A 22,744-nucleotide genomic window follows, 5' to 3' on the forward strand; every position below is an offset into this window, starting at 1 on the left:
GCGCTCCGGCCCTTCACGTGTCTCGTCCGATCAGACCGGCGCGACGATGTCCTGCTTCACGTCCCACTCGGTGATCTCGAGGGCGACGTCGACCGACTGCCCCTGGATGGTCGCGGAGCTGGTCGAGGCGAGGTTGACGTAGTCCTCGGTGACCTCGAAAACGACCTCGACCGGCGTGCCCGCCTGCTCGACGGTGCCGCTGACGAGGTAGACCTTCTGGCCGAGGCGCTCGCCGGTGCCGGTCACGGTGAAGTCGCCCGTGATGGCCTTCGCCGTCTCGGCGGGGTCCATCGCGGTGACGTCCTTCGCGGTGGTGCTGAGGCCGGCGATGATGGGGTCGCTCGACGACGGGTCGGCGGCCTGCCAGTCGCTCGAGGGCGACTTCACCCAGACGTCGTCGTCGATCGCGACGATCGAGCCCATCGGGGAGAGCGACTCCAGCGCCTTCTCGGCCGGGTTGAAGCGCGTGGTGGACTCCATGCCCATCACGACGGTCTTGGCGGCGTAGCCGGCGGTGTCGGTCATGGCCTCGGCGATGCAGGCGCCGAGGGCCGAGCCGTCGACGGTGGCGCCGTCGGCCAGTTCGGGGCAGTCGCTGGACGGCGCTTCGGCCTCCTGCGACGCGGCCCCGGTCGGCTTCGACGCGGCCGGCTTGTCCGCAGCCCCCGCCGAGCATCCGGTGAGCATGACGGCGGCGGCGAGCACGACGCCGACCCCCCACTTGTTGACGCGCATGGCGCCCCCCTCCAGGTCCGTGCCGATGACCGTCACCAGGCACGCCCTCCAGCATGCCAAGGCCGGGCGGGAAGTGCGGGAGGCAGCTCCGAGGAAACTCCGCTAGACTGTCGAGGTTGTCTGCCTTCCGGCGTCCACTCGGTCGCCTGGGGCGGGCACGTGCACACACCCTCCTGCTCCCGGGAAAGTCCCGAGAGCCGTTCTAGTCCGAAGGAGGTGGGTAAGTGACGCACCAGTACGAACTCATGGTCATTCTGACCCCCGAGATCGACGAGCGCCAGGTCGCCCCGACGCTCGACAAGTTCCTGAAGGTCATCACCAACGATGGTGGCTCTATCGAGAACGTCGACATCTGGGGCAAGCGCCGTCTCGCCTACGAGATCCAGAAGAAGACCGAGGGCATCTACGCCGTCGTCAACTTCACCGCGACCAGCGCCGCCACGCAGGAGCTCGACCGTCAGCTCAAGCTGAACGAGCAGATCATGCGCACCAAGGTGCTCCGCGCCGAAGAGGCTCAGGCGATGATCGCTTCCGAGGCCAAGCGCTCCGAAGAGAAGGCTGCCCGCAAGGCCGCCAAGGCTGCGAAGGCCTAAGTCTCATGGCCGGCGAAACCGTCATCACCGTGGTGGGCAACCTCACCGCCGACCCCGAGCTGCGCTACACGCAGAACGGGCTGCCGGTGGCGAACTTCACCATCGCATCGACGCCTCGCAACTTCGACCGTGCCGCGAACGAGTGGAAGGACGGCGAAGCGCTGTTCCTCCGCGCCTCGGTGTGGCGTGAGTTCGCCGAGCACGTGGCGGGCTCGCTCACCAAGGGCATGCGCGTGATCGCGCAGGGTCGTCTGCGCCAGCGTTCCTACCAGGACCGTGAGGGCAACCAGCGCACCGCGATCGAGCTGGAGGTCGACGAGATCGGCCCCTCGCTGCGGTACGCGACCGCGCAGGTCACCCGTGCGGCCTCGGGCGGTGGCGGCGGGGGACAGTCCCGTCCCGCGCAGCAGCAGCAGGTGTCGGAGGAGCCGTGGTCCACGCCCGGCTCGTCGACCAGCGCCGACGCCTGGAGCACTCCGGGCAGCTTCGGCGACGACACCCCCTTCTGAAAACACTTCTTCACGGGTGGGTCCCTGAGCTTGTCGAAGGGCCGCACCCCGCTCATCACTAAGGAAAAGCAATGGCTGGAAAGTCGAGCGGCGACCGCCGCAAGCCGCGGAAGGGCGCGAAGAACGCCGCCCCCGCGAAGTCCATCCGGGTCGGCGTCATCGATTACAAGGATGTCGCCACCCTCCGCAAGTTCGTCTCGGAGCGCGGCAAGATCCGCGCCCGTCGCATCACCGGTGTGTCGGTGCAGGAGCAGCGTCTGATCGCCACCGCGATCAAGAACGCGCGCGAGATGGCGCTCCTGCCCTACGCTGGCGCCGGCCGGTAAGGGGTACTGAGATGGCAAAGCTGATTCTCACGAACGAGGTCGCCGGGCTGGGTAGCGCCGGTGACGTGGTCGAGGTCAAGAACGGGTACGCCCGCAACTACCTCATCCCCCAGGGCTTCGCTACGGCGTGGACCCGTGGTGGCGAAAAGCAGGTCGCGTCGATCCAGGCCGCGCGTCAGGCACGCGCGATCCACGACCGCGACGAGGCTGTGGCCCTGAAGAACACCCTCGAGGGCACCAAGGTGCGTCTCGCGGTGAAGGCCGGCAAGGAAGGCCGTCTGTTCGGCTCGGTGAAGACCGCCGACGTCGCAGAGGCCGTCACGGCTGCGGGCCTCGGCTCGATCGACAAGCGCAAGGTGCACATCCCCTCGCCCATCAAGGCGACCGGTGAGCACGAGGCGACCGTGCGTCTGCACGAGGACGTCACTGCCGTCATCACGCTGCAGGTCGTCGCCGCCAAGTAAGGCACCCGACGGGCCACGCCTGTCGAACGGAACGCCCCCTGTCCTCCGGGACAGGGGGCGTTCGTGCATCCGGACGCGGGTCAGACGAGGGCGTCGCCCTCCGACACGGATGCCGGCTCGGTGAACCGGTTCCGCCGCCGCCGGTGCGCGATGAGCGCCCACACGAACGCGGCGATGCCCAGGGTGAAAACCGCGCCGCCGACGAGGAGCGGGACGTTCAGCGGCGCGGCGTCGTCGGCCGCGGCGGTGAGGGTGCATCCCGGGGCGTCCGCGTCGAACACCGACCCTGCCGCGATGCAGTCGTTGAGACCGGTGACCTGCTGCCCGTAGGCCTGCCCGGGGCGGATCGAGGTCGTCCCGTCTGCCGAGACCTCGCAGGGGTTGTCCTCCGCGCACGCCTCGCCGCCGTCGTTGTGGGAGCTGTTGATGCCGACGACCGTCTTCCCGTCGCCCGCGACGAGCGCGGCACCCGACGTTCCCGGGTACGTCTCGCACGTCTTCTCCGTCGCCATCCGCAGCAAATCGTGCAGTTCATAGCCCTCTTCGCGCAGGGTGGGGACGACGGCCTCGATGGTGCAGGTCAGGGGTTCGGTGGTCATCAGGCGGACGCTGTCGCCGACCCTGGGCGATGCTGCGGCGAGACGGAGGACGGTCGCGCCGCGCGCTTCGAGCTCGGCGAAGGACGCGTCGAGGCGGTACACGGCGACATCGGTGCCCGTCATCGTGCCGAAGAGGAGACGGTCGACACGCGCGGTGGTCAGTCCGTAGCCCTGCGCGTCGGCGAAGGGCACCTCGCCGTCGGCCGGAAGGTTCTGGAGGAACGCGCCGCGCCGCGGGACATCGCGGGTCTCCTCGACCGCGGGAATGCAGTGGCCGTTGGTCAGAAGCAGGGCCGGGTCGTCCCGGCGGGAGTGCTCGGCCATCACCAGGGACGACGCGCATTCGGACAGTGCCGGGTAGCCTCCCAACCCGAGGTCGACCTCGTCGTCCGGGATGGTGGCGTGGTCCCGCATGATCATGCGCATCCACTCCGCGTGCCGGGTGACGTCCGTGTAGAGCCCAGCCGCCTTGTCGTTGTCCTGCTCCGGTCCGCTGAGCACGCCGGCCAGCGTCCAGCCCGCCCCTTCACGGATCACGAGGGGGCCGCCGGAGTCCGCGTTGCCGGCCTTCGCCGCGCCGCCGCCCACGCAGAGCTCCCCGTCGGACGCGTTCGGGCACGTCTTCGGATCGAGGACGTCGACGTCGGTCTCCTGCAACATCGACGGGTAGACCGCGGGCGATGTCGTCGCCGTGTTCCCCCAGCCGAGGATCCGTCCGGTCGTCCCCACCGCAGGGGAGGCTCCGGCGACGGGGATGGGCGTCTGGTCCACGGCCTCGTCGAACCGCAGGAGCATGAGGTCCTTGCCGAAGAAGCCCTCCCGGGACTTCGGGAGCTGGAAGAACCGGCTGACCGTCGCCACCTCTCCGCCTCGGGTGACGTCGGCGGAGCCGAACTGCACCGTCCAGCCGATCGGCGAGCCGACCTGGGCGAAGTTGTTCTTGCGGCAGTGAGCGGCGGTGAGCCCCCAGTGCGGGTCGATCAGGGTGACGCCGCAGCCGTTCCCTCCCGGGCCGGGCGGCGTCGGGAAGCCCGGTTTGTAGGCGCCCATGAAGGGGTAGCTCTCCGTCGCGTCGCTGCCGTCGCTGATCGCGAGCGCCGGCGCGGCGCCGGCGAGGACGAGGAGAGCGGCGAGGACGGCGGCGACGAGGTATCTGATGCGTGTCATCCGAAGGACGGTACGGACACGACTGTTGCAGCAGTGTCGGCGGATTCGCATACGCTCTCGCAACATCCGGCGGGATGGACTGGGGTCATGACCGCACCCACGACATCGCGCGCGCCTTGGGGTGATGCCGCGAAGGGGCTGCTGATCGTCCTCGTGGTGTTCTGGCACGTCGTCCTGAAGACCTACCTGCAGGTCGACTGGCGGCTCGGCATCCCCCTCCCCGGAGCCTGGGGTCTCGCGAGCGACCTCATCTGGCCCTTCCTCATGCCGTTGTTCCTGTTCCTGTCGGGGTACTTCGCCTCGGCAGCCTTGGCCCGGCCCTGGGCCGTCGTGTTCCGTCCCCGCGTGGCCCGCTTCCTGTATCTGTACCTGCTGTGGAGCCTCATCCACGCCGCCGCGATGTGGGCATTCCCGGACTTCCCGACGTTCGTGCCGCGCAGCGTCTCCGCCTTCGTGGAGGGGGTGACGATCAGCCCGCCGAACACCTGGTACCTCTACGCGCTCGCGCTGTACTTCGTCGTCGCGAAGGGATTGCAGCGACTGCCGCGCGGTGTCCTGCTGGCGGGCGCCGGGGTGCTCTCGGTGGCGGTGGCCGCCGGACTGGTCGACGTGGTGAGCAACCGCGGATCGCTCCTCTACAACCTCTTCTTCTTCCTCGGAGGTGCGTATCTCGCGCCGCGCATCCGCCGCTTCACCGCGAAACCACGACCGGCACTCGCCGGGGCGCTGATCCTCGGGTACCTGGCCGCCTACGCCGTCATGCGCGTGACGGGCACGGAGACCGTTCCGGGGGTGTGGCCGGCGGTGTCCGTCCTCGGGGTGGCGATGGGACTCGCCGCCGCGCCCATCCTCGCCGCCCTCCCTCTCGTCGGGCGGGGACTGCAGGCGCTCGGCGTCCGGACGCTGCCCATCTACCTCCTGCACATGCCGCTGCTGGCCCTTGCCGACGCCGCGCTCGTGGGGGTGCTGTCCGACGCGGGGCAGGCCGTGCAGCTGCTCGCGGCCGTCCTGCTCCCGGTCGTGCTCACGGCGGCTCTCGTCGCCGCGTGCATCGGCCTCGATCGCCTCACCGCTCGCGACGGACTCACCTGGCTGTGGGATCTCCCTCGTCGGCGGGCCGCGGTCGACGGTGCGCCTCGCAGAGTCCCCTGGCGGACCTCGGTCGCGGTGCTGAGCCTGGTGGGGGTCGGCCTCGCCGTCAGCGCGGCGGCGGCGATCCCCGCCCGCCCCGCCGCGATCGCCGACCGCGCCGGCACCCGCGCGGGAGAGGTCGGCATCGGCGCCGTCGGCGACATCCTGTTGTACGACGCGTCTCGCGGGATCCCGGCGGACCGCGGGCGATCGACCTTCGACGAGGTGCGCCCCTGGTTCACCGAGGACATCGTCACCGGCAACCTGGAGCAGGTGATCGCCGCGGACACCGGCGTCGACAAGTGCGGCGGGAGCGACCACTGCCTCGCGTTCCGCAGCGAGCCGGATGCCGCTGCGGCGCTGCACGGCTTCGACGTGCTCAATCAGGCGAACAACCACAGCCACGACTTCGGCCGGCAGGGCGTCGACGAGACGAGGGCCGTGCTGCGCGCGGAGGGCATGGACGCCGTCGGGGACCGGAACGAGGTCGTCGTGACGAGGGTGGGGGAGACCACCGTGGCCCTGGTCGGTTTCGCGCCCTATGGGGGATTCAACCGGGTCACCGACCTCCGTCACGTCGGTCAGGTGGTGCGCGCGGCGGCGGAGCAGGCCGATCTCGTCGTCGTCCACGCGCACATGGGTGCCGAGGGACCGGAGGCCGACGCGGTCACCGGGGGGACCGAGCACAGCTTCGGGGAGAACCGGGGTGATCCGCAGGCGTTCGCGCACGCGGCCGTCGACGCCGGGGCCGATCTGGTGGTCGGGCACGGTCCGCACGTCCTCCGGGGCGCGGAGTTCTACCGCGGCCGCCTCATCGCCTACAGCCTGGGCAACTTCGCGGGAGGGGGTGTCTTCGGGGCGGAGGAGGAGACCCGCTTCGGCGCCTACCTGTCGGTCCGTCTCCGTGCGGACGGCACCTTCCTCGGCGGACAGGTCCGCTCTGTCCGTCTTGACGCAGAAGGCGGTGCCCCGGCGCCCGATCCGACCGGTCGCGCCGGCGCACTGATGGACGAGCGCGCGCGGCGGGACTTCCCGGGCACGGCCGCTGTCATCGCGGCCGACGGATCGATAGTCCTGCCGTGAGGATAGGCTGCTGGCCATGACGGACGACGTTCGCAATGTGCACGAGGCCCTGTCCACCATCCACGAGCACTGGCAGCCGCACCGGCTGACGAGCGTGAACGACTACGACGTCAAGGTCGTGAAGCTGCAGGGCGAGTTCGTCTGGCACACGCACCCCGACACCGACGAGCTGTTCTTCGTGGTGAGCGGACGCCTGACGATCCAGCTCCGCGACCGCGACGTCATCCTGAACCCGAACGACGTGTTCGTGGTGCCCCGGGGCGTCGAGCACTGCCCGAAAGCCGAGGAAGAGGTGCAGGCGATCCTCTTCGAGCCGAAGGGCACGGTCAACACCGGAGACGCAGGCGGCGACATGACGGCGGATCTCCAGGAGCTCGGCTAAGCCCATCACGTCCCGTGCGTCCGTAGAACGGGCGCACGGATGCCCCGCGGTGGGGGGACCACGGGGCATCCGCCGTTCGCGCGGCGGTCACGCTCGGCAGAGGAAGCGCAGCGAGGGCTGCACCGCACGGGCGGACGCTGCCGCGCACCGGCGGGGGCGAGTCTCCTCCCCCGAGGACATCGCCACCGCCGGGGCTCAGCGCCTACGCCGTGCGACGGCGCAGCAGACCCGCACCTCCCAGCAGCAGGAGAGCGGCGAGGGCCCACAGCCACGGGGCCGAGGCGCCACCGGTCATCGCGAGGCCGGTGGCCTCACCCGTCGCGGCGGCACCCGCAGCCCACGGCATGCTGGTCATGCCGGCTCCGGTGCTCGGCGTCGTCCCCGGGTTCGCTCCGGGGTCGGTTCCGGGGTCGGTGCCGGGGTTGGTGCCCGGGTCCGTGCCGGGGTCCGTTCCAGGATCAGTGCCCGGGTCCGTGCCCGGGTCCGTGCCGGGGTTGGTGCCGGGATCGGTCACCGTGCTCTCGCCGACGACGGAGATCGCGTTCCCGCCGATCGTGATGGGAAGCGTCACCGGGAGTTCCAGCTGAGTCCCGCCGAGGGTGCTGTCGTCGCCGCCGGTGGTGCTGCCTCCGGCCGCGGGTGCGGTCGGAGTCGCGGTGCCGCCGGTGGTGCCGGTGACGGTGGCGTCGTCGGTGACGGAGATGGCGTTGCCGGTGACGCCGATGGGGGCCGTCACGGGGGCGACCACCTGGGTGCCGCCGAGGGTGCTGTCGTCGCCGCCGGTGGTGCTGCCTCCGGCCGCGGGTGCGGTCGGAGTCGCGGTGCCGCCGGTGGTGCCGGTGGCCTCGCTGTCGCCGAGGAGCGAGATGGCGTTGCCGCCGACGGTGACGGGGGTCGTCACGGGGACGACCACCTGGGTGCCGCTCGCGGTGCCGTCCTCGCCCGAGGTGCTCGACCCGGTCGCGGGCGCAGCCGGTGCCGGGCTGGTGCCGCCGGAGGTGCCGGTGGCCTCGCTGTCGCCGAGCAGCGAGATGGCGTTGCCGCCGACGGTGACAGGCGCCGTCACGGGTGCCACGGCCTGCGTGCCCCCGAGGATGCTGTCGTCACCGCCGGTGGTGCTCCCGCCGGCCGCGGGTGCGGTCGGGGCCGCGGTGCCGCCGGAGGTGCCGGTGGCCTCGCTGTCGCCGAGGAGCGAGATGGCGTTGCCGCTCACCGTGACGGGGGCCGTCACCGGCGCGACGACCTGGGTGCCGCTCGCGGTGCCGTCCTCGCCCGAGGTGCTCGACCCGGTCGCCGGGGCAGGCGCCGGTGCTGCGGCGCTCTCTCCCTCAGCGGCCGACTCGGAGTCGCCGAGCAGCGAGATGGCGTTGTCGGACACGGTCACCGGGGCGTTGACCGCCACCAGAGCCTGGGTGCCCGAGAGCACGCCCTCCAGGCCGTCCGTGTCGAGGGAAAGCACCCCGGCCGCGTCAGGGGCCTGGGGAGCCGCGCTCTGGGGAGGAGCGGCGGCCGGGGTGCTGGTCGTGGAGTCTTCGGTGAGACTGATGGCGTTGTCCGTCACCGTGACGGGAAGGTTGACGGTCACCACGGCTTGGGTGCCGGATGCCGTGCCCTCCTCGCCGCTCGTCTGCGGAGCGGGGGCGGGTGCCGGTGCGGGTGCCGGGGCGGGAGCCGGGGCCGGAGCAGGTGCCGGTGTGGTGGATGCCGCGTCGCCGAGCACGGAGATCGCGTTGTCGACGACCGTGATCGGGGCGGTGATGGGTGCTACCGCCTGGGTGCCGGAAAGCAAGCCGTCGTCTCCGGATGTCTCGGCCGCATTGGCGGCCGTCGCGCCGAGCAGGGTGATCCCGCCGGCGATGAGCGTGCCCCAGAGGACGCGCTTCGCGTAGGTACGCATGATGGTTCTCCTGACGTGACTGGTCTGTCTGATGGGATGCGCGCGAGGAAGTGCGCGCGCAGCACGGCATCTGTCATCCCGGTGGGATGACGCGACAGTCCGTCAGTCAGGCGAGACGTCGGTGTCGGCGACGGGGGCGCCCGGAAGGGCGTCGTCCCGTGCGCCGGCGACCCGCTCCCAGGCACGGAGCGGGGTCGCGCCGATCTCGCTGAGGCGAGCGGGGGCGCTGGTGGAACCTCCGGCCGAGGTGGCGGAGGAAGAAGCGGGGGTGGCCGGGGCGGCCGGAGGAGCACCGAACGGCACCGGAGCGATGTCACCGGCACCGGCGTCCGAGGAGTCGGGCGCGGAAACCACGGCCGTGGCGGAAGCCACGGTACGGAGCACAGAGTCCTGGCCTGTGCTCGGCGACGCCGACGGTGCGGGCGCAGCCTCGGGAAGCGCGGCGATGTCGTCGCGCACAGGGGGGACGCCCGCGGGGACGGAGCCCTCCGGGGTCTGCGGTGAAGTCGGGTCGCGGGGCGTGAGCGCCTCGACGACCGGCGGAACGGTCTCGTCGACGACGCCGCCGATCAGACCGGTCGTGCCGTCAACGACGCCGACGACGTTCTCGACCAGGTCGATGGCGCCGGAGTCCACGACGATGCCGCCGACCAGCGGAAGACCGCCGACGAGGTCGAGCACGGGCGCGGTGATCTGCGAGACCGGTGCAGAGCCGAGCACGTCGGTGACGGGCTCGACGATCGTCTCGGTGGTCTCGGCGACCGCCTCCAGCACAGGAGCCGCAGTGTCTCCGACGACCGGGACCTGCGTCACCGTCTCGGTCACCGTCTCGACGACGGCGGGAGCCGCCTCCTGGACGGGAGTGACGGTGTGAGTCACGACCGGAGCGACGACCTCGTGCACCACGGGAGCGACCACCTCGTGGACGACGGGCGTCGCCACCTGGTTCACCACCGGAGCCACGACATCGGTCACGACGGGCTTCGTCACAGCGGTGACGGTCTCGGAGACGACAGAGGTGAGGCCGTCGAGCGGACCCTTCGGCTGCTCGTCCGCGTGCGCGGAACCGCCGCCGGTGAGGACGGTCAGGGCCGCCCAGGCGAGCGCGCCGATGCCACCCCAGAGGACGGCGTGGGGTACGCCGCGTCGGGTGGTCCGAGCGTCCACGTCGTCCTCCCCCTCCGAAGGTCCACGGGTGTGTCGATGGGAGGCAGAATACTCGCGCACCCCCTCTCTGTCCAGGGGCGTTTACATCCGATTCGTCTCGTGTCAGATCGTGACGCGCCCGGCGGATTTCCGGCTTGACTTTCCCCAGGTTCTACACATGCCCCCTCCGGAGGGGAAACCTTCAACGCGCAATTTAAACTCGTTTTCATCCACAGGGTGGGGAAACGGTAAATCCCAGTTCATAGACCTAAAAAAAGTTCGGTGTTCACACCGTCCACGGGGTTATCCACACCTGTTCTGCACAGACACTCCGAGATTGTCCGCACGCTGTCCACATGGTTATCCACAGGCCATGTTGCACCGTGTGGAGACCGCTCATAGCGTGGTCGAGCGACCGAATGTCGGGGGCACCTGCTTGTCTGGGGATGGCCGCCGCGCGGCCGCGGTCCCCCGCACCGGCATCCGCGGATGCGCGCGCGGGGCCCGCCTCAGAACCGTCGCATCGAAGGGAACACAGTGTCGATCGCCGACATCTCCGAGGAGCGCCTGGGAGGGCAGCGTCCGCCCGAGCGCACCCCTCCGCACGACCTCCTCGCCGAGCAGAGCGCCCTGGGCGGCATGCTCCTGTCGAAGGACGCGGTCGCCGACGTGATCGAGACGCTCAAGGGCGCCGACTTCTACATCCCCAAGCACGAGCTCATCTTCGAGGCGATCCTCTCGCTGTACTCCCACGGCGAGCCGACCGACGTCGTCGCGGTCACCGACGAGCTCATCAAGACGGGGGAGCTGAACAAGGCCGGTGGCGCCGACTACCTGCACACCCTCACGTCGATCGTCCCGACCGCGGCCAACGCCGGCTACTACGCCGGCATCGTCTCCGAACGCGCGATCCTCCGCCGCCTCGTCGACGCCGGGACGCGGATCGTCCAGCTCGGCTACGACGGGCAGGGCGACGCGACCGACATCGTCAACAACGCGCAGGCCGAGATCTACTCGGTGACCGGCTCGGAGACGGCCGAGGACTACGTGCCGCTCACCGTCGCCGTCGACGCCGCGGTCGAGGAGATCGAGGCGGCCAACGGCCGCGACGGCTCCATGACCGGCATCCCCACCGGCTTCCGCGAGCTCGACGAGCTGACCAACGGCCTGCACGGCGGGCAGATGATCGTCGTCGCCGCGCGACCCGCGATGGGAAAGTCCACGCTCGCCCTCGACTTCGCCCGTGCGGCCTCGATCGGGCACGACTTCCCTTCGATCTTCTTCTCCCTCGAGATGGGCAAGAGCGAGATCGCGATGCGTCTGCTCAGCGCCGAGGGGGCGATCCCGCTGCAGAACATGCGTAAGGGAACGCTCGACCCGCGGGACTGGACGACGGTCGCCGCCACCCGTGGCCGCATCAACGACGCCCCGCTCTACATCGACGACAGCCCGAACATGACGCTCGTCGAGATCCGGGCGAAGTGCCGACGGCTGAAGCAGCGTGCCGGTCTGCGCATGGTCATCATCGACTATCTCCAGCTCATGACCTCCGGCAAGCGCGTCGAGTCCCGTCAGCAGGAGGTCTCGGAGTTCTCCCGAAGCCTCAAGCTCATCGCCAAGGAGCTGCAGGTGCCGGTCATCGCGCTGTCGCAGCTGAACCGTGGTCCCGAGCAGCGCCAGGACAAGAAGCCCGCCATCAGCGACCTGCGAGAGTCCGGATCGATCGAGCAGGACGCCGACATGGTCATCCTGCTGCACCGCGACTCGGTCTACGACAAGGACGTCCGTCCCGGCGAGGCCGACCTCATCGTGGCCAAGCACCGTAACGGTCCGACCGCGACCATCACCGTCGCCTTCCAGGGGCACTACTCCCGGTTCGCCGACATGGCGCCGGGCGGCGACTTCAACTGAGCCGCGGCGTCAGCGTCCCGCGTCGGACGTCGACTCCTCGCGGAGGCTGAGCCGGACGTGGCAGGAGTGCGCGCTCGTGAACGGGATCACGCGTTCGATCTCCACCGGGCCGCCCGCTCTCGCCAGCACCGACTTCATGAGCTCCTCGTGCACGCGGCAGACCACGGTCTGGTCATCGGTCAGCAGCGTGTGGAAGCGGCAGGGGGAGAGGTCGACGGTCATCGCCTTCTCGTCGATGTCCGGTTGCAGGCCCACGTCGTCGAGGTGGTGGAACAGCGCGTCGAGCTGATGCGTCGCGGCCTCCGGGAGCCCGGATCGCGTCGCCGGGAGCACCGCGCGCATGAGGTCGCCGTGACGGATCGCCTCCTGGACCCGCCGTTCCTCGATCTCGTTCGGCTCGCTGGGCAGCACGGGGGAGAAGCGCAGCCGCGGTCTTCCGCGCCGACCGGTGTGCTCGACCTCGGACCGGGCGAGACCCTCACCCTCGAGCACGCGGAGGTGGTCGCGCAGCGTGTTCACGTGGAGGCCCATGCGGAGGGAGAGCTCGGCGAGGCCGATCCCCGGAGTGTCCATCAAGGCGGCGAGAACCCGTAGCCGGCTGCTCTGCATGAGCCCGCGATAGGCGTCGGTAGGACGTGGCATGTTACCCATTATCCCCTGAGTGCGGGACGAGGGGTCGATTTCCACGGTCACCCGCCGTCGCGGGTGTGGACAGCCCGGTTAGCCTGAGGCCATGACGGGTGGACGCACGGTGACGGCGCTGCGCCTGCTGCTGCCCGCATTCCTGCTCGGGGCGATCATCGCGATCTCGTTCCTGGAGGCGCCGCTGAAGTTCCTGGCGCCCGGGATCACGATCCCGCTGGGGCTCGGCATCGGTCGCCTCGTGTTCACCGCCCTCAACGTCCTCGCGGGAGCGGTGCTCCTCGTGCTGACGGCGGTCAGCATCCGCGCCCGCGCCGGGCGCTCCTCGGCGCTGCTGCTCGGCGGGCTGTGGCTGGTGTTCCTCGTCGAGGTCGTCGTCATCCGCCCGATGCTCAACCGACGCAGCGACCTCGTCATCGCAGGGCGGGGGGCTCCAGGAACGGATGGCGCGCACTACGCCTACATCGTCGCGGACGTGACGATGGTCGTGCTGCTCGTGGCGTTCCTCGTGGTCACGGTGCGCGCCGTGCTGCCGCCGCGCGCGTCCTCGCCGGCGACCGACGGCTAGGACGCGTCGGACGCAGCGGATTCCAGCAGTCGACGGGCGCTGTCCCGAGCGGTCGCGAACGGCTCCGCGAACGTGCCCATGCCGACGGTGACGATCGCGCCTTCATAGAGCAGCATGAGCGTCTCGGCGAGCCGGTCCGGGTCGTGGAGGCCGGCCTCAACGCAGAGCTCTGCGAAGACCCCGAGCAGCCACTCCTTCTCGCGGCGGGCTTCGGCGAGCACCAGCGGGGCGTCCCCGGGGCCGTCGATCTCGGCGCGCGCGTTGATGGCGCTGCATCCCTTGGTGCTGTGGTCCGGCACCCAGGAGATGGCGGCATCGAAGATCGCGAGCACGCGGGCGGGCCCCGGCTCCGGGACCCGTGCGAGGTGGACCGCGACGTGATCCCGCCAGCGGGCGTCCCGGTGCTGCAGGTACGACACGACGAGCGCCTCCTTCGACCCGAACCGGTCGTAGAGCGTCTTCTTCGTCACGCCCGCGGCGGCGGCGATGGTGTCGACCCCGACGGCGTGGATGCCGCGCTCGTAGAAGAGGTCGGAGGCAGCGTCGAGCACGCGGCGCGCCCCGGGGGTCAGCGGCGGGAGCTCCGGCACGGTTGTCGACATGCGGCGAGTATACCAACCTGTATAGTGACGGGATGAGTAAACAGATCGGTATACTCTCTCGGGTCGTGACCGTGGGTGCGGCGGTGGCCTTCGTCCTCACGTGGAGCTCGGGATTCCTCATCCCCGCGGTCGCCACCGCGGACGTCGACCCGCTGACGCTGCTGGTCTGGCGGTTCGCGCCGCTCGCCGTCCTGCTCGTCGTCCTCACTGCGTTGTCCGGAGCGGCGAAGGGGATGACCGCGCGGGAACTCGGCATCCAGGCGGTCATCGGCGCGCTCGCCCAGTTCGGATACTGCGCCGCCGTGTACGCCGCCGTCGCGACGGGGATCGCCACCGGCACCGTCGCGCTGATCGACGCCGTCCAGCCGCTGCTCGTCGCCGTGCTGGTCGGGCCGGTGCTGGGCCTCCGTGTGCGCGGTGCCCAGGTGGCGGGACTGGTGATCGGGGCGGTGGGGGTGCTGCTCGTCGTGCAGTCGCAGTTCGGCGCCGGCTCCGCGCCGCTCGTCGCCTACCTGCTTCCGGCGGCGGCGATGGTCTGCCTCGTGATCGGCACGCTGGTGCAGCGGCGGACGGCCGTGCGCACGGGGGTGCTGCTGACCCTGACCATCCACGTGAGCGTGACCGCCGTGCTGCTCCTCGTCATCGGCGCGCTCGCCGGGGCGCTCGTGCCACCGGCGCGACCGTCGTTCTGGATCGCGGTGGTCCTGACCGCCGTCTTTCCCACGCTCGGCGCCTATGGCCTCTACTGGTGGCTGCTGCGCCGGGTCGGCATCACCGCATTGCAGGCGCTGCTCTTCCTCGTCGCCCCGGCGACCGCGATCGGCGGGGCGCTGCTGCTCGGTGAACCCCTCACCGCGATCACGCTCGGCGGGTTCGCACTGTGCGGCGCCGGCGTGACCATGGTGCTCGTGAGCGAGGCACGGAACCGCGGCGCGGAGGCGGCGGGCGGCTCCGCGACGCCGGGTCAGGGCCGGACGCGGACCGCCCGGCCCTCGAAGGTGACCACATCGCCGTCGCGGAGCTGACGCCCGCGGCGCCGGTCCACTTCGCCGTTCACGGTGACGTAGCCGTCGATGATGACCTCTTTCGCGTCGCCGCCCGAATCGAGCAGTCCCGCGAACTTGAGGAACTGCCCGAGGCGGATGACCTCGCCGCCGATGGAGACCTCGTCGATCGGATCGGAGTTCGTCATCCTTGCATGCTAGCCGTCAGGGCCGCGGTCACTCGTCGATGTCGGTGCCGACGACCGCGAACGAGGCGTCGAAGGAGATGTCGATCGAGCGGTTGTCCGTCGTGAGGACGGAGGCGTCGTAGGGGCTCACGTCGTCGGAGTCCACATCGAGGTCGGTGATCATCCCCTCGGCCTCCGCGAGGGCGGCGTCGACGAGGGTGCGGATGGTCTCCTCGTCGAGCGTGACCGTCGGTCCCTGGTCGTCGTCGTCCGCGGCGTCGGTCGACACCACGGTCGCGGTGAGGTCGTCGTCCACGCGCACCTCGGTCTCGTCCCCGGCCGACGTGGTCAACTGCACTTCCCACGTTCCGTCGCGCTTCGCGTCGATCGAGGTGACCTCGCCCTCGGCGGCGTCCTGGGCGGCGGCGGCGATCGCGAGGATCTCGTCGACGTCGTCCGTGCCGATGCCGGTCACCGGGCCGCGGTCGCCCCGGTCTCCGCTCGGGCGGGCATCCTCGTCGCCGCGGTGGTCTCCGCGCGGGCCATGGTCGCCCTCGTGTCGGGGGCCCTCCATCGCGGGGCGGTCCTCGTCGTCGCCGAACTCGTCGCCGATCGCGGCACCCACCGCGACGCCTCCACCGGCGAGCAGCACCGCGGCCGCGATCCCGCCGCCGATCAGGAGCGCGCGCTTGCGTCCGGGCGTGGCGGGGGTCGCTGCGGCGGCCGGTGCCTCAGGGGCGGTGTCCGGGGCGGCAGCAGGGCCGGGGGTCGGTGCGACCGGCACCGTCGGGGCGTCGGGGGTCGTGCCGTGGCCGGCGGGGGAGCCCGTTCCGGCGTTCTGGTCCTGGCCTGCGTTCGGGACCGCGGGTGCCGGGTTCTGACCCGCGGCGTCGTTCTCGTCCGGCGTGGGGTTCTGGTCGGGGGCAGGAGTCTTGTCGTTCATGTCTCGATGGTCTCCCGACGCCGCTGAAGCCACCCTGAAGCCTCCTGAAGCCCCGTTCAGGAACCGATATCTCGGGTGGGGCGATCAGGTCAGGAGAGAGGGCCGGCCGAGGGGAGGGTGACGGTGAAGCGGGCGCCGCCCCACCGGGACGTGTCCACCGCGATCGCGCCGTGGGCGGCGGTGGCGATGCCGTGCGCGATCGCGAGACCGAGCCCGCTGCCTCCCGCGTCCCGACTGCGGGCCTCATCGAGTCGGACGAAGCGCTCGAAGATGCGGTCCCGCTCCTCCGGCGGGATGCCGGTGCCGTCGTCTTCGACCGTGAGGACGACGTGATGGGGTCGCGGCTCCACCCCGATCGCCACCCGGCCGTTGCTGTGCCGGGCGGCGTTGTCCGCGAGGTTCCGCAGCAGCTGGCCCAGCAGCCGGGGGTCGCCGACGGTGCGGGCCGCACGGATGCCGGAGCCGTCGACGTCGAGCCCGGCGGCCCGCAGCCGACGCACCTCCGCGAGGGCCAGGTCGTCCAGGTCCACCGGTTCGGTGCTCCCGCTGACCCCCTCGTCGAGGCGGGCGAGGAGCAGCAGCGACTCCACGATGCCCTGCAGCCGCAGCCCCTCCTCGGACACCACCTCGGCGAGCTCATCGATGCTCGTCACCTCCGGGTGCGCCTGGGCGAGCTCCGCGTGCTGACGGATCGTCGCCAGGGGGGAGCGGAGCTCGTGGGAGGCGTCGGAGACGAAGCGGCGCTGCGCGGTCGCCGCCGCGTCGAGCCGGTCGAGCATCCCGTTCATCGTCACGGCGAGGGAGTGGATCTCGTCCGCGGTGTCGGGGACCGGCACCCGGTGATCGAGACGCTCGGCGGTGATGCCCTCGACCTCCTGGCGGATGCGGGTCACCGGGCGCAGCGCGCGCCCCGTGACGAGCCAGGTGGTGACGGCCACGAGCAGCAGCAGCGCGGGGACGGCGATCACGAGCAGCGTCGCCACCGTCGATAGGGTCTCCGCATCCTCGTCCATCGGCACCGCGAGGACGAGGGTCTGGTCGCCCTCGACGTCTTCCGACACCACGACCATCGGCTCGCCGTCGATCCGGACGACCTGCGGATCGTCGTCGACGGGCAGCGGCGTGGTGCCGAGCGCATCGGCGGCCTCCTCGCTCGCCGCGCGCACCGATCCGTCCCGCCCGAGCAGCTGCACGAGGTCGTCGTCGAGCTGGTCGGGGCCGCGGCGTCCCGGCCCGTCGAAGCGGCTGACGAGCTCCTCCAGCCGCTGCTCCGCCGCGCGTTCGGTGCTGCCGTGGATGCTCGCGCTCAGCACCCCGTAGAAGGAGAAGGCCCCGAGGAGCAGCGCGACCGCGACGACGAGGGTGGCGCCCAGGGTCGTCCGGCCGCGGACCGACCGCCAGAGCCGCCTAGCCACCGTTCGCCGCCAGCCGATAGCCCGCGCCGCGGATGGTCTCGATCGCCTCGCGTCCGAACGGCTTGTCGACCTTGCGGCGGAGGTGACCGATGTACACCTCGACGATGTTCGGGTCGCCGTCGAAGTCGTCGTCCCAGACGCCGGCGAGGACGTCGCGCTTCGACAGCACCTGCCCGCGGTGCCGCATCAGATGCTCGAGCACCGCGAACTCGCGGGCTGTGAGGGAGATCGGCGTCTCGCCGCGCCACACGTGGTGTCCGGCGGGATCCAGTCGCAGGTCGCCGGCCTCCAGGATCGTCGGTCGCGCCACGGCGCCGCGGCGCACGAGCGCCCGCAGTCGGGCCACGAGGATCGCGAACGAGAAGGGCTTCGTGACGTAGTCGTCGGCGCCGCTCTCCAGCGCCTCCACCTGATCCCATTCGCCGTCCTTGGCGGTGAGCATCAGCACGGGAGTCCAGTTCTCCTCGGCGCGCAGGGCCTCGCAGACCTTCCAGCCGCTCATGCCGGGCATCATCAGGTCGAGCACGATGGCGTCGTACCGGGTCTCGCGGGCCCGCCACAGGCCGTCGACGCCGTTGTGGGCGACGTCGACCGCGAAGCCCTCCGCCTCGAGTCCGCGGCGCACGCCCTCGGCCAGACGCACCTCGTCGTCCACCACCAGGATCCGCATCCCCCCAGTGTGGCGGGTCGTCGCTGAATCGGGGCTGAAGCGGTCGGACCCGCTTTCGAATCGCGCACCTGGCTCCATTTCGGGCTCGGATACAGCCAGTTGCGCGATTCGAAGGAGGGTCCTAGCCGGACGAGAGGTGCGTCTGGATCTCGCGGATCACCTCGCCGAGGGGGCCGGAGGAGAGGAGCCCGGGGCCGAGGGGGCCGGCGGGATCGGTGCCCACCGGTGGGAGAGCGCGCAGGACCGCAGCGGCTTCGGGGGAGAGGTGCGCGAGTTGCCAGCGCACCTCTGCGGCACGGGCGTCGGGGGCGTCAGGGTGTGCCCGCTCGACGGCTCGCGCGGCGTAGGCGGCTGCCCCGAGAGCGTGCGCTCCCATGTGCGCGACCCCGGCGGCCTGTGCCGCGGAGCGGGCGGCCGCGGTGCCGGCAGGGGTCACGGCGCTGCGGGCAGCCCTGCCCGCGACGAAGCGACGACGGATCTCGCCCGCAGCCGTGATCTCGCCCCGGGCGAAGGCGCGCGTCCTGGCGATGGCATCGCGCGCACGGTCGTCGTCCGGGGCCTCGCTCTCGAACAGCGGCAGCACGCGCTCGGCGCAGTCGGCCGCCCACACCGCGACGATCCGACGGTCGGCCTCGGTCATGCCCTGCGGAGTCGACATGGGGGTCACCTCGCCCGTCGTCCGGTGCGAGCGCGCGCGGCCTCGTGCGCCTCGCGGAGAAGGGCGAGCACGGCGCCCTCCGTCGCCGCTGCGGGGTTGATCACGCACACCCAGCCGGCGGTGCCGTACAACGGGTGAGGCCGGAAGACGTCGACCGCCGTCGGGTCGGTGTCGCCGCCCGTGAGAGACCCCGCCGCGATGATCGACGCCGCGCGCTCGCGTCCGACGTGGATGTTCACCCGGAAGCGCCCTGGAGCGTCCAGCGCCGAGGACGTGTCGTCGGGATAGTCCTTCGTGATGATCGTCCCGTACGGCTGCGTGCGCTCCGGCATCCGGCCGTCGGGCGCGTGGTAGAAGTACGCGTCTCCCCATGACAGTTCGGGGAAGTCGCTGCCCGCCTCCGGGGCGACGACGAGCACGCCGTCGAACGAGCGGACCTCTTCGATGATCTCCTGCATTTCCATCCTTCAATGCTGAGGCTGATGTGCTTATGTGGACTCAAGAACCGGAAACACGAGGAGAAGCGTGCAGAACCCTCAAGAGCAGGTGATGACCACTGCGGCGCTCGGACGGCTGGTCGGCTACTCGACGCAGCAGGTGCGCGACCTCGAGCGCCTCGGTGTCCTCCCCTCCGCGGAGCGCGGTGCGAACGGGTACCGGCGGTATCGGAGGCCGCATGCCCTGGCGCTGCACGCCTATCGCGCGTTGGCGACGGCGCTCGGTCCGGTGCCCGCGCGTCGACTGATGCCCGCTCTCATCGGCGGATCGGTCGAGCAGGCGGCGGAGCGGATCGACACCCTGCACGCGGATCTCGCCCTCGAACGCTCACGGGTGCGCGCGGCCCTGCGCGGACTCGAGGACGCGGTGGCGGAGGCCGGCGATCCGTTCGTCGAGGACGATGCGATGGCCATCGGCGAACTCGCCCAGGCGCTCGGCGTCCGTTCCTCCGCACTGCGGCACTGGGAGCGAGAAGGGCTCGTGCGCCCTCTTCGGCGTGCGGGATCGGTCCGCTCCTTTGACTCCCTCGCGATCACCGAGGCGCGGATCGCCGCCGCCCTGCGCTCGGGCGGCTACGGCATCCCCGCGGTCTCCCGGATCATCGACGAGGTGCGCGCGCACGGTGACACCGAGCAGGTGCAGCGCATCCTCGCGGAGCGGCTGGCCGACCTCACGCGCCGCAGCGTCGCGCTTCTCGCGGCGGCAGGACACCTGCACGTCCTGCTCGCGGAACGCCTCGCGGGAGAAGACGGATCGTCGCTCACTCCCGCGCCGGGATCTGCGCCAGCACCTCCGGGATCAGCGGATTCTCGTCGAGCGGGTCGGTGATGACCGCGGCGACCGCCTCGAACGGCAGTACCGGGTAGCGCGAGGCGGCGCCGATCTTCTCGTCGCTCGCGAGCACGACGGTCGCGGCGCATCGGGAGGCGATCGCCCGCTTGGTGACGGCATCGTCGAGGTCGCCCGTCGTGAGACCGTGGCGCGGGTCGACGCCCGTGACGCCGACGAAGAACACGTCGGCGGCGAGGTGCTGGATCGCCTCCATCGCGAGTCCTCCGCCGGCGACGAGGGAGTGCCGGGTGAGCTCGCCGCCGATCATGATCACGCTCGCATCCGAGTGCTCGGCGACGGCGAGGGCGACGGCGGGACTCGGGGTGATGACGGTGATGCCGGTGCCGGAGGGCAGCAGCCGCGCCATCGCGAGCGTGGTGGTGCCGGCATCCAGCACGATCGTCGATCCGGGGCGGATGGTCGTGACCGCCTGGCGGGCGACCCGCTCCTTGCTCTCGGTCGCCAGATCGTGACGCTCACGCACCGGGCGATCGGCCGCGGCGATGGGCAGCGCGCCGCCGTACACCCGCTGGAGCCTGCCCTCCTCGGCGAGCTCGCGGAGGTCGCGGCGGATGGCGTCTTCCGAGACTCCGAGGTCATCGGCCGCAACCTTCGCCACGACCCGTCCCTCGCGGGCGAGCACGTCGAGCAGGTGGTCCTTGCGCTGAGCAGCGAGCATACGTTTCCTCACGAAGTTGCACGTTTATGCATGATTCAGACTACAGTCATCTCCATGATGAAGCCACTCCTGATCCTGATCGCCGGCCCCTACCGTTCCGGCACGAACGGCGACCCCGTCCTGATCGCTCGGAATCTCGCGCGTCTGGAGGAGGCGTCCGGTCCGATCTTCCGCCTCGGCCACGTGCCGATGATCGGGGAGTGGGTCGCATTGCCGGTCCTGCGTACCCTCGAGCCGGGCGACTCCGGTGAGGGCGACGTCATGTACGAGACCGCTCGCCGACTGCTGCAGCACTGCGACGCGGTGCTCCGGCTGCCGGGGGAGTCATCCGGGGCGGACAAGGACGTCGAGATCGCCCACGAGCTCGGGCTGCCCGTGTACCGGTCGCTCGCGGAGATTCCCGCAGCTTCGACTCCGTAGGCTGGAGGCATGACCAAGAACCTCTGGACCATCCTCGGCGTCATCCTCGCCGTCGTGATCGCGTGGTGGATCGTGAGCGCCCTGTTCTCGGTCCTCGCGTTCATCTTCAAGCTCGGGATCGTCGCGGTCGTGGCCGTGGTGGTCTTCCTCGTGCTGCGAGGGATCTTCAGCAGCAGCGACGACTGACGTCTACGACCCTGGCTCGTATAGGGACTTTCGAATCGCGCAAATGGTGGGGAAACGGCGCCCGAAGCAACCAGTTGCGCGATTCGAAGGGGGGACTAGCCGACGCGATACCTCGCGGCGCGGTGCGTGGGCTGGACCCGGTCGCCGCGGCCGTGGAGCTTGTGGCGGAGCGTGCCGGGGACGTACTCCTCGGGGTAGGCGCCCCGCTCGCGCAGCACCGGGATGACGTGCTCGATGACGTCCTGCCAGGTGCCGGGCGTGACCGCGTAGGCGAGGTTGAAGCCGTCGATGTCGGTCTCCTCGACCCACGACTGCAGCTCGTCGGCGATCTCGACCCCGGAGCCGACGATCGTCGGACCGAGCCCGCCGATCGCGTTGTGGCGGCCGAAGTCGCCCACTGTCCACTCGCGCCCCAGGTCGGCCTCCTCCTTCAGGTGCTGCAGCACGGACTGGATCGCGTTCGACTCGACGTTCCCGACCGGCTCGTCCTCGGCGTACTGCGACAGGTCGACGCCCATCCATCCCGACATGAAGGTGAGCGCCCCCTCCGGGCTCGCGTAGGAGAGGTACTCGGCGTGCTTCGCGGCCGCCTCCTCGCTCGTCGCCGCGGTGATCACCGTCAGCAACGTGTAGATGCGGGCGTCGTAGCGATCGCGCCCCGCGGCCTCGAGGGCGTCCCGGATGCGCTTCACGGTGCCGGCGAGCACCTCCTTCGAGGGTGCCGCGACGAAGATGGCTTCGGCGTTCTCGGCCGCGAACCTCACCCCGCGCGGGCTCGCGCCGGCCTGATAGATCACGGGAGTCCGCTGCGGGGACGGCTCCGAGATATGGATGCCGGGCACGGAGAAGTGCTTCCCCTCGTGCCGGATCGGGTGCACCTTCGACGGGTCGGTGAAGATGCCGCGCTCGCGGTCCTCCACCACCGCGTCATCCTCCCACGAGCCCTCCCAGAGCTTGTAGAGAACCTCGACGTACTCGTCCGCGTGGTCGTAGCGGTCGTCGTGGGCGAGCTGGTCCTCCTGACCCATGTTGCGCGCGGCGCTGGGCAGATACCCGGTCACGACGTTCCAGCCGACACGGCCCTGAGTGAGGTGGTCGAGCGTGCTGAGTCGTCGAGCGAACGGGTAGGGGTGCTCGAACGCGGTGCCGGCCGTGACGCCGAACCCCAGATGCTCGGTCACCGCGGCCATCGCGCTGACGAGGAGGATCGGGTCGTTCACCGGCACCTGGGCGCCGTTGCGGATGGCGGCCTCGTTCGTGCCGCCGTAGACGTCGTAGGTGCCGAGGACGTCGGCGATGAAGATGCCGTCGAAGGTCGCGCTCTCCAGCAGCTTCGCCAGGTCGGTCCAGTACGAGATGGTGTTGTACTGCCGCGACCGGTCGTCGGGATGGCGCCACAGGCCGGACGACTGGTGGGCGACGCAGTTCATGTCGAACGCGTTGAAGCGGATCTGCCGGGTCATGGGCTCCATGAAACGGGACCGGACGCCATCGGGGCGAACGGCCTCGACACGCACC

General features: G+C 70.8%; 26 protein-coding genes. 12 read left to right on the forward strand and 14 right to left on the reverse strand.

Annotated features, from left to right (window positions below; translation table 11 throughout):
* Positions 1 to 30: 30 nt before the first annotated feature.
* Positions 31 to 735, reverse strand: a complete 705-nt coding sequence (locus tag ACIQID_RS10910) for a hypothetical protein (RefSeq protein ID WP_400284760.1) — start codon at positions 733 to 735, stop codon at positions 31 to 33.
* A gap of 224 nt (positions 736 to 959) precedes the next feature.
* Here ACIQID_RS10910 and rpsF point away from each other — a divergent pair, with 224 nt between their 5' ends.
* From rpsF to rplI, 4 genes are all read left to right on the forward strand, one after another.
* Positions 960 to 1,328 (forward strand): 30S ribosomal protein S6, encoded by a 369-nt coding sequence (gene rpsF / locus ACIQID_RS10915; protein ID WP_021201450.1) that lies wholly within the window; start codon positions 960 to 962, stop codon positions 1,326 to 1,328.
* A gap of 5 nt (positions 1,329 to 1,333) precedes the next feature.
* Positions 1,334 to 1,837: a single-stranded DNA-binding protein gene (locus ACIQID_RS10920; protein WP_025102815.1), complete on the forward strand. Its 504-nt coding sequence runs from the start codon at positions 1,334 to 1,336 to the stop codon at positions 1,835 to 1,837.
* Positions 1,838 to 1,908: 71 nt separating this feature from the next.
* Entirely contained in the window at positions 1,909 to 2,163 is a 255-nt protein-coding gene (gene rpsR, locus ACIQID_RS10925; protein ID WP_017203799.1) for a 30S ribosomal protein S18, read from the forward strand.
* An 11-nt stretch (positions 2,164 to 2,174) separates the two neighbouring features.
* On the forward strand, positions 2,175 to 2,627 hold the full coding sequence (rplI, locus tag ACIQID_RS10930) for a 50S ribosomal protein L9 (protein ID WP_025102814.1): 453 nt from the start codon (positions 2,175 to 2,177) through the stop codon (positions 2,625 to 2,627).
* An 80-nt stretch (positions 2,628 to 2,707) separates the two neighbouring features.
* Here the strand turns inward: rplI and ACIQID_RS10935 are convergent, their stop codons facing one another.
* Positions 2,708 to 4,393 carry a trypsin-like serine protease gene (locus ACIQID_RS10935; protein WP_400284766.1) on the reverse strand — a complete coding sequence of 562 codons (1,686 nt, stop codon included), beginning with the start codon at positions 4,391 to 4,393 and terminating at the stop codon, positions 2,708 to 2,710.
* An 87-nt stretch (positions 4,394 to 4,480) separates the two neighbouring features.
* On the opposite strand from ACIQID_RS10935, the gene ACIQID_RS10940 reads away from it, so the two are divergent.
* Both ACIQID_RS10940 and ACIQID_RS10945 read left to right on the forward strand, forming a co-directional pair.
* Positions 4,481 to 6,607, forward strand: coding sequence for a CapA family protein (locus ACIQID_RS10940; protein WP_400284769.1), 2,127 nt, complete (start codon positions 4,481 to 4,483; stop codon positions 6,605 to 6,607).
* 16 nt (positions 6,608 to 6,623) lie between these two features.
* Positions 6,624 to 6,989, forward strand: coding sequence for a cupin domain-containing protein (locus tag ACIQID_RS10945; protein ID WP_400284772.1), 366 nt, complete (start codon positions 6,624 to 6,626; stop codon positions 6,987 to 6,989).
* A 202-nt stretch (positions 6,990 to 7,191) separates the two neighbouring features.
* Here ACIQID_RS10945 and ACIQID_RS10950 read toward each other — a convergent pair whose 3' ends face one another.
* The gene (locus tag ACIQID_RS10950) at positions 7,192 to 8,886 is read right to left on the reverse strand and encodes a beta strand repeat-containing protein (protein WP_400284775.1); all 1,695 of its coding nucleotides are present in this window, start codon (positions 8,884 to 8,886) and stop codon (positions 7,192 to 7,194) included.
* 102 nt (positions 8,887 to 8,988) lie between these two features.
* Complete coding sequence (locus ACIQID_RS10955; RefSeq protein WP_400284778.1) at positions 8,989 to 10,053, reverse strand: hypothetical protein; 1,065 nt, start codon at positions 10,051 to 10,053, stop codon at positions 8,989 to 8,991.
* A 516-nt stretch (positions 10,054 to 10,569) separates the two neighbouring features.
* On the opposite strand from ACIQID_RS10955, the gene dnaB reads away from it, so the two are divergent.
* Positions 10,570 to 11,943, forward strand: a complete 1,374-nt coding sequence (dnaB, locus tag ACIQID_RS10960) for a replicative DNA helicase (RefSeq protein WP_025102810.1) — start codon at positions 10,570 to 10,572, stop codon at positions 11,941 to 11,943.
* A 9-nt stretch (positions 11,944 to 11,952) separates the two neighbouring features.
* Here dnaB and ACIQID_RS10965 read toward each other — a convergent pair whose 3' ends face one another.
* The gene (locus ACIQID_RS10965; protein ID WP_312674494.1) at positions 11,953 to 12,585 is read right to left on the reverse strand and encodes a winged helix-turn-helix transcriptional regulator; all 633 of its coding nucleotides are present in this window, start codon (positions 12,583 to 12,585) and stop codon (positions 11,953 to 11,955) included.
* A 91-nt stretch (positions 12,586 to 12,676) separates the two neighbouring features.
* On the opposite strand from ACIQID_RS10965, the gene ACIQID_RS10970 reads away from it, so the two are divergent.
* A complete protein-coding gene (locus ACIQID_RS10970) occupies positions 12,677 to 13,153 on the forward strand; it encodes a hypothetical protein (RefSeq protein WP_400284782.1) in 477 nt (158 codons plus the stop codon).
* Here ACIQID_RS10970 and ACIQID_RS10975 read toward each other — a convergent pair.
* Entirely contained in the window at positions 13,150 to 13,755 is a 606-nt protein-coding gene (locus tag ACIQID_RS10975) for a TetR/AcrR family transcriptional regulator (protein ID WP_331201491.1), read from the reverse strand. The two genes, ACIQID_RS10970 and ACIQID_RS10975, sit on opposite strands and share 4 nt — an antisense overlap.
* A 32-nt stretch (positions 13,756 to 13,787) precedes the next feature.
* On the opposite strand from ACIQID_RS10975, the gene ACIQID_RS10980 reads away from it, so the two are divergent.
* Positions 13,788 to 14,780 (forward strand): DMT family transporter, encoded by a 993-nt coding sequence (locus ACIQID_RS10980; protein ID WP_331201490.1) that lies wholly within the window; start codon positions 13,788 to 13,790, stop codon positions 14,778 to 14,780.
* Here the strand turns inward: ACIQID_RS10980 and ACIQID_RS10985 are convergent.
* The 6 genes from ACIQID_RS10985 to ACIQID_RS11010 form a co-directional block, all read right to left on the reverse strand.
* Entirely contained in the window at positions 14,720 to 14,947 is a 228-nt protein-coding gene (locus ACIQID_RS10985; RefSeq protein ID WP_025102805.1) for an RNA-binding S4 domain-containing protein, read from the reverse strand. The genes ACIQID_RS10980 and ACIQID_RS10985 overlap by 61 nt on opposite strands.
* Before the next feature lie 28 nt (positions 14,948 to 14,975).
* The gene (locus tag ACIQID_RS10990; RefSeq protein WP_400284787.1) at positions 14,976 to 15,869 is read right to left on the reverse strand and encodes a hypothetical protein; all 894 of its coding nucleotides are present in this window, start codon (positions 15,867 to 15,869) and stop codon (positions 14,976 to 14,978) included.
* Positions 15,870 to 15,958: 89 nt separating this feature from the next.
* On the reverse strand, positions 15,959 to 17,284 hold the full coding sequence (locus ACIQID_RS10995; protein WP_400284790.1) for a sensor histidine kinase: 1,326 nt from the start codon (positions 17,282 to 17,284) through the stop codon (positions 15,959 to 15,961).
* Positions 17,277 to 17,954: a response regulator transcription factor gene (locus ACIQID_RS11000; protein WP_071329395.1), complete on the reverse strand. Its 678-nt coding sequence runs from the start codon at positions 17,952 to 17,954 to the stop codon at positions 17,277 to 17,279. The genes ACIQID_RS10995 and ACIQID_RS11000 overlap by 8 nt, the downstream gene beginning before the upstream one ends.
* A 121-nt stretch (positions 17,955 to 18,075) precedes the next feature.
* The gene (locus ACIQID_RS11005; RefSeq protein WP_400284793.1) at positions 18,076 to 18,612 is read right to left on the reverse strand and encodes a putative immunity protein; all 537 of its coding nucleotides are present in this window, start codon (positions 18,610 to 18,612) and stop codon (positions 18,076 to 18,078) included.
* Between the two features lie 5 nt (positions 18,613 to 18,617).
* Positions 18,618 to 19,076, reverse strand: a complete 459-nt coding sequence (locus ACIQID_RS11010; RefSeq protein WP_400284796.1) for a DUF6194 family protein — start codon at positions 19,074 to 19,076, stop codon at positions 18,618 to 18,620.
* A 61-nt stretch (positions 19,077 to 19,137) separates the two neighbouring features.
* On the opposite strand from ACIQID_RS11010, the gene ACIQID_RS11015 reads away from it, so the two are divergent.
* Positions 19,138 to 19,938 (forward strand): MerR family transcriptional regulator, encoded by an 801-nt coding sequence (locus ACIQID_RS11015; RefSeq protein WP_400284799.1) that lies wholly within the window; start codon positions 19,138 to 19,140, stop codon positions 19,936 to 19,938.
* On the opposite strand, the gene ACIQID_RS11020 is transcribed toward ACIQID_RS11015, so the two are convergent.
* Positions 19,871 to 20,620: a DeoR/GlpR family DNA-binding transcription regulator gene (locus ACIQID_RS11020; protein WP_400284802.1), complete on the reverse strand. Its 750-nt coding sequence runs from the start codon at positions 20,618 to 20,620 to the stop codon at positions 19,871 to 19,873. The genes ACIQID_RS11015 and ACIQID_RS11020 overlap by 68 nt on opposite strands.
* A 54-nt stretch (positions 20,621 to 20,674) precedes the next feature.
* On the opposite strand from ACIQID_RS11020, the gene ACIQID_RS11025 reads away from it, so the two are divergent.
* Both ACIQID_RS11025 and ACIQID_RS11030 read left to right on the forward strand, forming a co-directional pair.
* Positions 20,675 to 21,040 (forward strand): DUF4406 domain-containing protein, encoded by a 366-nt coding sequence (locus tag ACIQID_RS11025; RefSeq protein ID WP_400284805.1) that lies wholly within the window; start codon positions 20,675 to 20,677, stop codon positions 21,038 to 21,040.
* Positions 21,041 to 21,049: 9 nt separating this feature from the next.
* Positions 21,050 to 21,226 carry a hypothetical protein gene (locus ACIQID_RS11030; RefSeq protein WP_400284808.1) on the forward strand — a complete coding sequence of 59 codons (177 nt, stop codon included), beginning with the start codon at positions 21,050 to 21,052 and terminating at the stop codon, positions 21,224 to 21,226.
* Between the two features lie 95 nt (positions 21,227 to 21,321).
* On the opposite strand, the gene ACIQID_RS11035 is transcribed toward ACIQID_RS11030, so the two are convergent.
* Positions 21,322 to 22,689 (reverse strand): LLM class flavin-dependent oxidoreductase, encoded by a 1,368-nt coding sequence (locus ACIQID_RS11035; RefSeq protein WP_331201480.1) that lies wholly within the window; start codon positions 22,687 to 22,689, stop codon positions 21,322 to 21,324.
* Between the last annotated feature and the right edge of the window lie 55 nt (positions 22,690 to 22,744).

The organism is Microbacterium sp. NPDC091676 (assembly GCF_044756645.1).
GTDB classification, from domain to species: Bacteria; Actinomycetota; Actinomycetes; order Actinomycetales; family Microbacteriaceae; genus Microbacterium; species Microbacterium paraoxydans_D.